The 12,026-nt window shown below is 72.7% G+C and carries 9 protein-coding genes and 1 pseudogene; 2 read left to right on the top strand and 8 right to left on the bottom strand.

All coding sequences use genetic code 11. From position 1 onward, the window contains the following. The first annotated feature begins 128 nt into the window (after window positions 1–128). Window positions 129–560, top strand: coding sequence for a hypothetical protein (locus tag HDR73_RS07990; RefSeq protein ID WP_012299068.1), 432 nt, complete (start codon window positions 129–131; stop codon window positions 558–560). A 58-nt stretch (window positions 561–618) separates the two neighbouring features. On the opposite strand, the gene HDR73_RS07995 is transcribed toward HDR73_RS07990, so the two are convergent. The 4 genes and pseudogenes from HDR73_RS07995 to recO form a co-directional block, all read right to left on the bottom strand. Beyond that, the gene (locus HDR73_RS07995; RefSeq protein ID WP_012299069.1) at window positions 619–2,004 is read right to left on the bottom strand and encodes a glycine--tRNA ligase; all 1,386 of its coding nucleotides are present in this window, start codon (window positions 2,002–2,004) and stop codon (window positions 619–621) included. A gap of 111 nt (window positions 2,005–2,115) precedes the next feature. After that, on the bottom strand, window positions 2,116–3,225 hold the full coding sequence (locus HDR73_RS08000; protein ID WP_049791917.1) for a Gfo/Idh/MocA family protein: 1,110 nt from the start codon (window positions 3,223–3,225) through the stop codon (window positions 2,116–2,118). Between the two features lie 9 nt (window positions 3,226–3,234). Further along, window positions 3,235–4,101, bottom strand: a complete 867-nt coding sequence (locus HDR73_RS08005; RefSeq protein WP_012299071.1) for an isoprenyl transferase — start codon at window positions 4,099–4,101, stop codon at window positions 3,235–3,237. A gap of 212 nt (window positions 4,102–4,313) precedes the next feature. After that, window positions 4,314–5,027: pseudogene (gene recO / locus HDR73_RS08010) on the bottom strand (DNA repair protein RecO); the annotation flags it as partial. Window positions 5,028–5,145: 118 nt separating this feature from the next. Here recO and HDR73_RS08015 point away from each other — a divergent pair. After that, on the top strand, window positions 5,146–5,823 hold the full coding sequence (locus HDR73_RS08015) for a trimeric intracellular cation channel family protein (protein ID WP_012299073.1): 678 nt from the start codon (window positions 5,146–5,148) through the stop codon (window positions 5,821–5,823). Window positions 5,824–5,932: 109 nt separating this feature from the next. Here HDR73_RS08015 and leuA read toward each other — a convergent pair whose 3' ends face one another. From leuA to HDR73_RS08035, 4 genes are all read right to left on the bottom strand, one after another. Next, entirely contained in the window at window positions 5,933–7,699 is a 1,767-nt protein-coding gene (leuA, locus tag HDR73_RS08020; protein ID WP_012299074.1) for a 2-isopropylmalate synthase, read from the bottom strand. A gap of 166 nt (window positions 7,700–7,865) precedes the next feature. Further along, on the bottom strand, window positions 7,866–10,430 hold the full coding sequence (locus HDR73_RS08025) for a bifunctional lysylphosphatidylglycerol flippase/synthetase MprF (protein ID WP_012299075.1): 2,565 nt from the start codon (window positions 10,428–10,430) through the stop codon (window positions 7,866–7,868). Next, on the bottom strand, window positions 10,427–11,830 hold the full coding sequence (locus HDR73_RS08030; protein ID WP_012299076.1) for an alpha/beta hydrolase: 1,404 nt from the start codon (window positions 11,828–11,830) through the stop codon (window positions 10,427–10,429). The genes HDR73_RS08025 and HDR73_RS08030 overlap by 4 nt, the downstream gene beginning before the upstream one ends. Before the next feature lie 80 nt (window positions 11,831–11,910). Continuing rightward, window positions 11,911–12,026, bottom strand: a 116-nt coding sequence (locus HDR73_RS08035; RefSeq protein WP_287136295.1) for an integrase core domain-containing protein, incomplete at its 5' end; no start/stop codon positions are given.

Genomic DNA, 12,026 nt, shown 5'->3' on the forward strand with positions numbered 1-12,026 from the left:
AGCATTACCGTGGGACATCGAGGCCTCCTGGCGATGGTTGAACTGAACAGCTCCATCAAGCCAGGAGGCCTCTTCACACGCCCCGAAGTGTCACCAACGTCATGGCCGAGTACACCTAGCGCGGCCGGGTGGCCGACACCCTCGACGATCTGCTCTCCGCGGATCCCCACCGCATCTGGCAGGCCTCCAGGGAGATCATCGGCACCCGTGACACCGCCCTCCTGGACGCTCTCCGGACAGCGCTGCCGGCGATCCTGCGGGCGACGGCGGGCGTCGAGCTCGGCGGGATGATGCGGCCCGACCGCGACGCCCTCGACCACGCCCTCCGCAAGGTGCGGGACCACCGCAGCTGGTGGTGCTGGTGCGACGACCATCCGCGTCTCCCCTCCTTCGACCCGACCCGGGAGGAGGAGCGCGGGCACGCGCGGGTGCTCCGTCGAGATCGTGCCGCGTGGCCGGTGACCTACGAGTGCGGCTGCGTCGTCTGCGGCAGGCGGTTCGATGTCGAAGAGGGGGAGCACCACGCGCTCTGGTGGAGGTGGACCGCGCGGAGGAGATGAGGTGGGACCGCGCTCCCGGGCGGCGACCGGGAGCCGGCCGCCGCTCGGGAGGCGCGGATCAGGCCCCGACGAGCTGCCCCGCGAGGTAGCCGACGAGCTCGTCGAGCGGGATGCGCTCCTGCGCCATGGTGTCGCGCTCGCGCACGGTGACGGCCCGGTCGTCGAGGGTGTCGAAGTCGATCGTGACGCAGAACGGCGTGCCGATCTCGTCCTGGCGGCGGTAGCGGCGGCCGATGGCGCCCGCGTCGTCGAACTCGATGTTCCAGATCTTCCGCAGCTCCGCGGCGAGCTCGCGCGCGACCGGCGACAGCTTCTCGTTGCGCGACAGGGGCAGCACGGCGACCTTGACGGGCGCGAGACGGCGGTCGAGTCGGAGGACGGTGCGCTTGTCGACGCCGCCCTTCGCGTTGGGCGCCTCGTCCTCGTGGTACGCGTCGACGAGGAACGCCATCATCGACCGGGTGAGGCCGGCCGCGGGCTCGATGACGTACGGGATCCACCGCTCGTTCTTCGTCTGGTCGAAGTACGAGAGGTCCTGGCCGGACGCCTCGGAGTGCGTGCGCAGGTCGTAGTCGGTGCGGTTCGCGATGCCCTCGAGCTCGCCCCACGCGCCGCCGGCGAAGCCGAAGCGGTACTCGATGTCGACGGTGCGGGTGGAGTAGTGCGAGAGCTTGGCGGCCGGGTGCTCGAAGAGGCGGAGGTTCTCGGGGTCGATGCCGAGGTCGGTGTACCAGGCGTAGCGGGCGTCGATCCAGTACTGGTGCCACTCGGCGTCCGTGCCCGGCTCGACGAAGAACTCCATCTCCATCTGCTCGAACTCGCGCGTGCGGAAGATCCAGTTCTGCGGCGTGATCTCGTTGCGGAAGCTCTTGCCGATCTGGCCGATGCCGAACGGCGGCTTCTGGCGCGCGGCGCTGAGGACGTTGGCGAAGTTGACGAAGATGCCCTGCGCGGTCTCGGGGCGGAGATAGTGCAGGCCCTCCTGGTTGTCGACGGGGCCGAGGAAGGTCTTCAGCAGGCCGGAGAAGTTCTGCGGCTCGGTCCACGATCCGGGCTGGCCGGTGTCGGGGTCGTTCACGTCGGCGAGGCCGTTGACCGGCGGGTGGCCGTGCTTGGCCTCGTACGCCTCGAGGAGGTGGTCGGCGCGGTAGCGCTTGTGCGTGTGCAGCGACTCGACGAGCGGGTCGCTGAAGACCTCGACGTGGCCGGAGGCCTCCCACACGCGACGGGGCAGGATCACCGAGGAGTCGAGGCCGACGACGTCGTCGCGGCCGTTGACCATGGTCTGCCACCACTGGCGCTTGATGTTCTCCTTCAGTGCCACGCCGAGCGGCCCGTAGTCCCACGCGGAGCGCGAGCCGCCGTAGATCTCACCCGCCTGGAAGACGAAGCCGCGCCGCTTGGCGAGGTTGATGACCGGGTCGAGACGCGAGGGGGTTGCCACGTTTGCTCCTAGGTGGGGCCGGACTGGGTGCCCGGTCGGCGGACGGCGACCGGCCGGCGGGATGCCGGCGTCGCCGGGAAAGGCGGCCCCCAGTCTACGGGCGCTCCAGGCTCAGTCCTCGTCGCCGGCGGACCGCCGGTGCGCGAGCTCCACGATGCGGACGGTCTCGAGGGAGTCGCGCGGCTCGACCGGCACGGGTCCGCGGCCGCGGACGGCGTCGGCCATCGCGGCGTAGTAGTCGGCGTAGCGGCCGCGCTCGGTGGGGATCCGCTCCCCCGACGGATCACCGGCCGCCTCCACGAGGGTGCCCCACTCCGCCTCGGGGGCATCGCCGAAGCCGGGGTCGGTCGGCGCGGCCCCCTCCTTGAGCAGCGGCTCCTGCGGGTCGAGCCCGTGCACGGCGTACGCACCGGCGGTGCCGAGCACGCGGAAGCGCGGGCCCGCCAGCGCGGCGACGCGGCTGACGGTGATGTGCGACTGCACGCCCGACTCGTGCAGCAGCGAGTAGAAGGCGTCGTCGTCGCTCGCGGATCCGTCGCGCACCGTGGCGAGCTCGGACGCGAAGTCGGCGACCGGGCCGAACAGCTCGAGCGCCTGGTCGATGAGGTGGCTGCCGAGGTCGTAGGAGATGCCCGCGGCGTCGGCCGGCGTCTCGCGGTCCTGCCAGCGGTCGCGCACGGGTCCGCCCCAGCGCTCGAACGTCGACTCGAAGCGGTGGACCTCACCGAGACGGCCGGAGGCGATGAGCGCCTTGACGGTGAGGAAGTCGCCGTCGAGGCGCCGGTTCTGGAAGACGGAGAACGGGATCCGGAGCGCCTCCGCGCGCTCGATGAGCATGAGCGCCTCGTCCACGGTCGCGACGAACGGCTTGTCCATCACGACGGCGAGGTGCGCGTCGAGCGCTTGCAGCCCCTGGCGGAGGTGCGCGGAGGCGGGCGAGGCGATGACCACCATGTCGAGCTCGGCGGATCGCGCGAACAGCTCGTCGGCGGACGCGACGACGTCGGCACCCGGATGGCGCTCGCGCACCTGGGCCGCGCGGGCCGCGTCGGAGGTCGAGACGAGGGCGATCCGGTAGTCGGGGCTCGCCTGGAGGAACGGCGCGTGGAAGACCCGGCCCGCGAGGCCGTAGCCGACGATGCCCACGCGGATGGGCGCGTCGCCGCCCTCGGGCAAGGCGGCGGGGGCGGACGGACGGGGCGCGGTCTCGGGTGTGCTCACGTGCCGATGCTACTGACGGGCCGCGTCCGGGTCGTCCCCCGGCGTCGCGTCCGGATCCTCGGCCGACCCCTCGTCGGCGTCGCCCGCGTGCGCGTCGACCGCCCCGCCGAACCGCCGGTCGCGGTGCACGTAGCTCTCGACCGCGTCCCACAGGTCCTTCCGGTGGAAGTCCGGCCACAGCCGGTCGAGGAACACCATCTCCGCGTACGCCGACTGCCACAGCAGGAAGTTGCTCGTGCGCTGCTCGCCGGAGCTGCGGATGAAGAGGTCGACGTCGGGCACGTCCGGCAGGTACAGGTAGCGCTGGATCGTGCGCTCGTCGACGCGCGACGCCTTCAGCCGGCCGGCGTCCACGTCCTCGGCGATGCGCTTCACGGCGTCGCCGATCTCGGTGCGGCCGCCGTAGTTGATGCACATTGTGAGCGTCATGCCGGTGTTGCCCTTCGTCATCTCCTCCGCGACCTGCAGGTCGTCGATGACGCTGCGCCAGAGCCGGGGGCGGCGGCCGGCCCAGCGGATCCGCACGTTCCAGGCGTTCAGCTGGTCGCGGCGGCGGTGGATCACGTCGCGGTTGAAGCCCATGAGGAAGCGCACCTCGGCGGGTGAGCGCTTCCAGTTCTCGGTCGAGAACGCGTAGACGGACAGGTGCGTGGCGCCGAGCTGCACGGCGCCGGCGACGGTGTCGAACCAGGCCTCCTCGCCCGCCTGGTGGCCGGCGGTGCGCGGGAGGCCGCGCTGGTTGGCCCAGCGGCCGTTGCCGTCCATCACGACCGCGATGTGCTTCGGCACGAGGTCGGCGGGGATCGCGGGCGGCTGCTCGCCGGTCCAGTCGAGCGGCAGGTCGGTGCGTCCGGGGACCTCGGGGCGTCGGCTCATCGGGTCGTCTCCTGTGCTCGGGGGCGGTCGGCGGGGGTCGGGGGCAGGGCGTCGGGATCGGGGTCCGCGTCGCGCGGGGTCGACCGCACCACGGAGGCGGTCGCGGCGGCGAGGGCCGCGGCGGGATCCGGGTCGGCGCCGTCGACGTCGGGCGCGTCGAGCGGCACCGGCCGCTCCGTGGGCGGCAGGAGCTGGCGGGCGTCGCTGCGGTCGACGAGGCCGAGCGAGCGGATCCCCCGGTCGAGGTGCCACTGCGCGTACGCCGCGACCACGCCGCTCGCGCGCGCCTGCGACCGGAGCGTCGCGGCCTCCGCGTGCGGCCAGTCGCCCGTGAGGAGGGCGGAGAGGAGCGCGAGGGTGTCGACATCCAGCCGCGGGGATCCGGGCGGGGCGGCCGCGTCGGCCACCACGCCGCCGAGCTGGACGACGAAGGCGGAGTGCGGGCCGGGCGCGCCGGTGACCGCGCAGTCCTGGAAGCTCGGCGCCCAGCCGGCCATCGAGAGGCTCCGGAGCAGGTACGAGTCGAGCGTGAGGCTCGCGCCGTGCTCGCGGCGGCTCAGCGACCGGAGCGCGCCGACGAGGAGCAGGTACTGCTGCAGCGATCCCTCGTCCTCGGTGACGCGGTCGGCGGTCTCGACCATGGCGCTGGCGGCCGTGTAGCTGCCGTAGTCGGCCGCGATGAGGGCACCGTAGGAGGCGATGGACTCGGCCTGCGTGATGATGTCGAGCGTCCGGCCCTCGAAGAACTGGGCGTCCGCCACCATGAACGGCTCGAGCCGCGCGCCGAACTTCGACTGCGTGCGGCGCACGCCCTTCGCTACCGCGCGGATCTTCCCGTGCTGCCGCGAGAGCATCGTCACGATCCGGTCCGCCTCGCCCAGCTTGTGGGTGCGCAGGACGACGATCTCGTCACGGTAGAGGGGCACCCCTCGATTATCCGCCCCGCGGCTCCGCTCCCCCGCCGTCGCCGCGCGGAGCGCACCGGAGCCGCCCGGCGTCTCGCGGCCGGGCGCGGCACCCGCGCTGTGCTATCAAGGGGAGGCCATGGATCCCGTCCCCCTCACCATCCCGCTCTGGGCGGACCTCCTGGCGGTCAGCATCGGCAGCCTCCAGGGCGCCATGTTCGCGGCGGGATTCCGGGACCGCCGCCTCGACCTGCTCGGCGTCGCCATCATCGGCACGGCCACCGGGCTCGGCGGCGGGCTCCTCCGCGACGTGTTCCTCAACGTCACACCGGCGGCCCTCTCCAGCAACTGGCTCATGCTCATCGCGGTCGCGGCAGCCCTCGGCGGCATGCTGCTCGAGCGGATCTTCACGCGCCTCGACGTGGTCATCACCGCCCTCGACGCCCTCACCATCGGCCTGTTCTGCGCCATCGGCACGTCGAAGGCGCTGGCGGCCGGCGTGCCGGAGGTGCCCGCCGTCTTCATCGGCGTGGTGTCGGCCGTCGGCGGCTCGTTCGTCCGCGACCTCCTGCTCAACCTGCCGATCGCGATGATGCACGTGGGCTCGCTCTACGCGGTCGCCGCGGGCGTGGGCGCGGTCATCGTGGTGCTGCTCGCGGCGTTCGGCGTGACCATGTGGGTCGCGGCCATCGTCTGCGTCGCCGTCACCGCGACCACGCGGCTCCTGGCCGTGCGCTTCGGCTGGAGCCTCCCGGAGCAGCGCGCGCTCAGCCGCCTGCGGTTCACGGCCCTGCGCCGGCCGCGGCCGCGCCGCTGATCCACGGGACGCGCGCGCACGCGATCGCACGTCCCCCCGCGCGACGACGGCCGGGCGTCGCCGCCCGGCCGTCGTCGTCGTCGTGGGATCGCGCGTCGCGCGGAGCAGCTCAGACCGCGGCCAGCTCCGGCTCGCGCACCGTGCGGCGGATCGCCCGGTTGACGCCCGAGACGATCGCCTCGAGCGACGCCGTCGAGCTGTCCTCGTCGATGCCGACGCCCCAGAGGCGCACGCCCTCGACCTCGAGCTCCACGTAGGACGCGGCCAGCGCGTCGCCGCTCGCGCTGAGCGCGTGCTCCACGTAGTCGAGGAGCCGCACCTCGACGCCCTGGTCGGCGAGCACCTGCAGGAACGCCGCGATCGGGCCGTTGCCGGACGCGGACGCCTCGCGCACCTCGTCGCCGTCGCGGAGCACGACGTCGAGGGACACCGATCCGCCCATGTCGCTCGACGTCCGCGTGGACGTGAGCTCGAACCGGCCCCACTTCTCCTCGACGCGGTCGAGCGGCGCGGGCAGGTACTCGTCCTGGAAGACCGACCAGATCTGGGCGCTGGTGACCTCGCCGCCCTCGGCGTCCGTCTTGGCCTGCACGACGCCGGAGAACTCGATCTGCAGGCGGCGCGGCAGGTCGAGCGAGTGGTCGGCCTTCAGCAGGTAGGCGACGCCGCCCTTGCCGGACTGCGAGTTGACGCGGATGACGGCCTCGTAGGAGCGGCCGAGGTCCTGCGGGTCCACCGGCAGGTACGGGACGGCCCACGGGATGTCGTCGACCGTCACGCCCTGCGCCGCGGCGTCGACGGCCATCGCCTCGAAGCCCTTCTTGATGGCGTCCTGATGGGATCCGCTGAACGCCGTGTAGACGAGGTCGCCCGCCCAGGGGCTCCGCTCCGGCACGGCCAGCTGGTTGCAGTGCTCGGCCGTGCGCTTGATCCCGTCGAGGTCGCTGAAGTCGATCTGGGGGTCGATGCCCTGCGTGAAGAGGTTGATGCCGAGCGCGACGAGGTCGACGTTGCCGGTGCGCTCCCCGTTGCCGAAGAGGCAGCCCTCGATGCGGTCGGCGCCCGCCAGGTAGCCGAGCTCCGCGGCGGCGACGGCCGTGCCGCGGTCGTTGTGCGGGTGCAGCGACACCAGGATCTCGTCGCGGCGGTCGAGGTGGCGGCACATCCACTCGATGGAGTCGGCGTAGACGTTCGGCGTCGCCATCTCGACGGTCGCGGGCAGGTTGAGGATGACCTTACGCTCGGGGGTCGGGTCGAAGACCTCCACGACGCGATTGCAGATCTCCGCCGCGAACTCGAGCTCGGTGCCGGTGTAGCTCTCGGGCGAGTACTCGTAGTAGACGTCCGTCTCGGGGATCGTCTCCTCGTACCTCTTGCAGAGGCGCGCACCCTCGAGCGCGATGTCGATGATCCCCTGCCGGTCGGTGCGGAACACGACCTCGCGCTGCAGCACGCTCGTCGAGTTGTAGAGGTGGACGATGGCCTGCTTCGCGCCGCGGATCGACTCGTAGGTGCGGGCGATGAGGTGCTCGCGCGCCTGCGTGAGGACCTGGATGGTGACATCGTCCGGGATGGCGCCCTCCTCGATGAGGCTGCGCACGAAGTCGAAGTCGGTCTGGCTGGCCGACGGGAAGCCGACCTCGATCTCCTTGTAGCCCATGCGCACGAGCAGGTTGAACATGATCCGCTTGCGCTCGGGGCTCATGGGATCGATGAGCGCCTGGTTGCCGTCCCGCAGGTCGACCGCGCACCAGCGCGGGGCCTCGGTGATGCGGCGGGCGGGCCAGGTGCGGTCGCGCAGGTCCACGGTGATCTGCTCGTGGAACGGGCGGTACTTGTGGATCGGCATCCCGCTGGGGGTCTGCGTGCTCTTCATGGTCGTCTCCTCGTCTGGTTCGGGTCAGCCGTGACGGGACTCCGCGACGAGGAGGGCCGGATCAGGCCTCGCCGCGGCGACTAAGGAGGAGGCGGCCGGACTGCATGGGATCCACGGTACACCGACGCCGCGAGGGTCCGCACCCGGCTCGGCGCCCGATCGGCGCTCAGCGCGCGGAGCGGAGCACGCGCGTGAGGTCGCGCACCGACGTCGACGGCAGGTACGCCCGCGTGAGCGCGAGGCCGATGGTCGGCAGGGCGGTCGGGTCCGGGTAGGCCATGATCAGCGGCACCAGCTCCGGCTGGAACTTGCGCTTGAACTCCAGCAGCGAGCGGAACCCGTAGACCGGCTCCAGCGAGTCGGCGAGGAGCTCGAGGATCCGCTCGACCGCGCTCTCCTGGTCGTCCGCGTCGCCGCCGGCGTCCGTCTGCTCACCCGAGGGCGACGCCGCCCGGGTCTGCGCGAGCGGCGCGGCGGAGAGGCTCATGAACTCGATGCCGTCGTCCTTCATCCGCATGGCCGAGCGCGCGATGAGGAACTCCATCACGCCGTTGATCCCGTCGGGTCGGCGGCGCATGAAGTCGAGCGTCCAGCCGACCACCTCGCCGTCGCGCCAGGTGGGCAGCCAGCTCGTCGCGGCCTGCACGTGGTCGTCGGCGTCGACGGCGAGCATGAGCCGCACAGCCGGATCCCGCAGCTCCTCCACGCCGCCGAGGGTGAAGCCCATCTCGGGCAGCTCCTTCTCCGCCACCCACTCCTCGGACATCTGCTCGATCTGGCTCGCCCAGGCGAGCGGCAGCTCGGCCCATGTGGTCCACTCGGCGCGGATGCCGGCGCGATCGGCCCGGTTGATGGACGTGCGCACGTCCTGCCACTTCTTGCCCGTGGTCTGCCAGGTGCCCGGCCGCACGACGGTCTCCTCCGCGACGACGAGCGTCTCCCAGCCCATGTCACGGAACAGCGGCGTCATCGACGCGGGGACGCTGTAGAACACCGGTGTCCACCCGTTGTCGTCGGCGAAGCGCGCGAACTGGCCGAGGACGTCGCGGAGCGCGCCGTCGTCGGCGGGCGGGCCGAGCGGCGCGGCCGTCGTGATGGCCACGCTCGCGACCACCCGGTAGGCCACCACCGTCTGCCCGTCGGCGGCGATCCAGTGCGAGTTGCCGGGCCACGTCGCCATGTGGGACAGCGAGCCGATCGCCCCGCGGCGAAGGGCCGGCGTGACGCGCGCCTGCGCCCGGGGCACCGCGGCGATGCGGACGTCGGCGATGGCGCGGAGGCTCGCGATGACCAGGATGATCCAGAACGCCGGCCCGACGCCGCGGTAGACGACGTCGGTGATCGGGTCGGTCGGCAGGAAGTCGAGCGACTCGCCCCGGAGGAAGGACGCCGGGATGAAGCGGTCGGGCGCCTCGGCCAGCAGGTCGTTGAGGTCGACGGGCCGGGTGAAGGCGTCGGAGAGCGCCAGCCCCGTCGCCACGAAGAGCGCCATGAGCCCGGCCAGGGCGACGCCCGTGGTCACGAGGAAGCGCCGGATCGCCGGGGCCGTCGACAGGATGGTGAAGTGCCGGCGGAGGAGCACCAGGACGATCGCGCTGCCGAGCGGCAGCGCCACCGACGCCACGAGGGCGGCCACTGCCTCCGGGTGCGCGGACGGCGAGGCGGACAGCCGGGGCGAGACCATGTCGCGGTGCACGAGCATCCCGAACGCGTAGGCGGACAGCACGGCGAGCAGCGTGTTGACGCTCACGGCCAGCCACACGGCGAAGCGCCGCCCGCGCGCCAGGCCGTAGGCGGCGACCAGCAGCGCGAGCAGCGGCGCCACCGAGAGCAGGATCGGACCGACCCCGCCGCCGATGCGCGCCAGCATGATCTCCTGCAGGCAGTCGTGCGTGAAGTCGCTCGAGAGGCAGCGGGTGGAGATCGCGTCGCCAGGAACCCGGTCGTCGACGAACAGGAGCGCGATGGGGGCGAGCGGGCCGTAGCGGCTGCGGGACAGCAACGCGATGACGGGGCCGGTGCCGAGGATCGCGACGACCGCCGCGAGCATCACGCGCACCTCGTGATGGGAGCTGCGCTGCCAGAGCGCTCCGCCCGCCGGCCGGTGCAGCAGCGCGCCGACGACGCCGCCGACCAGGATCGCGAGGAGCCGGTAGAGGTCGCTCGGCTGGCCCGAGTAGAGCAGGAACACGAGCACCACCACGACGAGCACCACGCGGATGCGACGCCGCCACATCACGCCGGCCCACGCGCTCGACAGCGCGAGCACGCCCGCGACGGCGGTGAGCGGATCCGCCGTGGCCACGCCCCGCACGCCGTGCGACCACAGCTCGCCGTCCACGAGCCCGAGGGCCTGGACGGCGATGCCGAGGAGCGACCCGACGGTGCCCGTGAGCACGAACCCGAGGAGCGTCCGCCACCAGCCCATGAGGTGCTCCGCGACGCCGACGAGCACCAGCACGGCCAGGAGCGAGACGACGAGCTCCACGGGTCCGTCGGTGAGGAACGCCGCCGTGGCGGTGGTCCACCAGTGGCCCCGCTCGACGACCGCCTCGTAGCCCGTCGCCAGCTCGTGGTGGACGACGCGGCGCCACGGTGCCGAGACGACGGGGAGCACGGCGAGCAGGAGGATCACGAGCGCGATCCCCAGCGTCACCCGCTGCGCGACGAGGCGGGTGAGGAGGGCGCGTGCGGCGCCCTGGAGCGTGAGGATGCGGGGGCGCGGCGTCATCGGGTGAGGCCCAGCCGCTGGCCGAGCGGCGGGAGGATGCCGTGCACGCACGTGTTGACGGCCCCCCAATCGTGCGCGCGCCCGGGCGCCGTGCTCATGCGCGTGTCCATGCCCGCCGCCTTCGCCGCCGCCTCGATCTGCTCCACCTCCGGACGATACTGCTGGTCGACCTCCCCCACGCAGAAGAACGCCGTGCTGTCGGGATACGGCGCGCGCGACTCCATGATCGCCGCGGGGAAGGCGGCGGCGTACCTCGCCTGCGATCCCCCGAAGGCGGCGGCCACCGTGTCGCCGCCGCGCGTCGGAGCGACCTCGCCCGAGATGTCGACGATGGTCCCGAAGAGGTCCGGGCGTGCCGAACCGATCTGGGCGGCGCAGGTGCCGCCCTGCGAGAAGCCGAGGATGGTCCAGCGATCGGCTCCCGGCAGGACGCGCAGGTGGGCCGTGATCCAGGCGGGCACGTCGACCGTGAGGTACGTCGACGTGTTCCCGAGCGGGGAGTCCACGCACATGGGGTTGGCGTCCTGGGCCCCGAGGTGGTCCGGGATGACGACGATGGGCGCCAGCCCGCCGTTCGCGGCGGCGTACTCGTCGAGGACCCTGTCCACGCGGCCCGATGCGATGAGGTCGAGCGGGGAGCCGGGCTGGCCTGACATGGCGACGACGACGGGCAGGGCGGGCGCATCGGACACGAGCGCGGCCGGGGGCAGGTAGACGAGCCCGTCGCGTGCCGCGAATCCCGACTGCGTGCCCGGGATCGTGACGCTGCCGACGCGACCCCGTGCGGGCAGGTTCTCCGACGCCCGCCAGGTCTCCGCGACGGGCGCCGTCGATGCTGCGTCGACCGGCGCGCCTGCGGCGTCCGGGGCGGGGAGGGCCGAGACGTCGAGCGGGCTGATCCGCGAGATCCCGAACGCGGCCGCGATGTTCGGGTACTCCTGGAGGTCGGCGTTGATCCCGATGGCGGTCGCGAACACGACCAGCGGCGCGATCAGGACGGCGAGCACGGTGTGCAGGATGCGCAGGCCGCGCGGCGGTGCCCCGCGCCCGCCGACGCCCGTGACCGCGCTCCGGCTCCTCGCGACCACGACGCCCGCCACGCCGAGCCCCAGTCCGCCGAGCGCCGTCCAGACGCGCGTGGGCACGGACAGGATCACCCCGAAGAGGTCGAGGAGGTCCCCGAGGACCCACGTGAGCGCGAGGCCGGCGAGCCCTCCGGCGACCGCGCCGATGAGGATCGCCCGCGCGGCGCGGCGCGGGGCCGCCGCGCGGGCGCCCGTCCGGATCCTGGCCCGACGGGCGATCAGGAGGAGGAGCGCCAGGCCGACGATCGGCACCACCGTCGACGCGGTCACGAAGGACGCCGAGATGATCGGGAGGTCGGCGAGATCGTGGAGCACGGTGGTCCTCTGGGGCGGTGACGAAGGCGATCGAATCTAGCCCACGCGATCCTGAGCGAGCAGGGTGGCGCGGGGAGCGGCTAGCTGTAGTTCCCAGTGAGGTTGTGAACGCGTTCGGCGGGCGTGAGTCCGCCGATGCCGGTGTGGGGGCGGTGGTGGTTGTAGTGATGCAGCCAGGCAGGGTAGGTCGCGGCGC

The organism is Clavibacter sp. (assembly GCF_014802555.1).
GTDB classification, from domain to species: Bacteria; Actinomycetota; Actinomycetes; order Actinomycetales; family Microbacteriaceae; genus Clavibacter; species Clavibacter sepedonicus.

Coding starts and splice junctions, on each gene's coding strand:
- HDR73_RS08005 (WP_012299071.1), bottom strand. CDS start 4,101: ATGAGCCGACGCCCCGAGGTCCCCGGACGCACCGACCTGCCGCTCGAC.
- HDR73_RS08015 (WP_012299073.1), top strand. CDS start 5,146: ATGGATCCCGTCCCCCTCACCATCCCGCTCTGGGCGGACCTCCTGGCG.
- leuA (WP_012299074.1), bottom strand. CDS start 7,699: ATGAAGAGCACGCAGACCCCCAGCGGGATGCCGATCCACAAGTACCGC.
- HDR73_RS08025 (WP_012299075.1), bottom strand. CDS start 10,430: ATGACGCCGCGCCCCCGCATCCTCACGCTCCAGGGCGCCGCACGCGCC.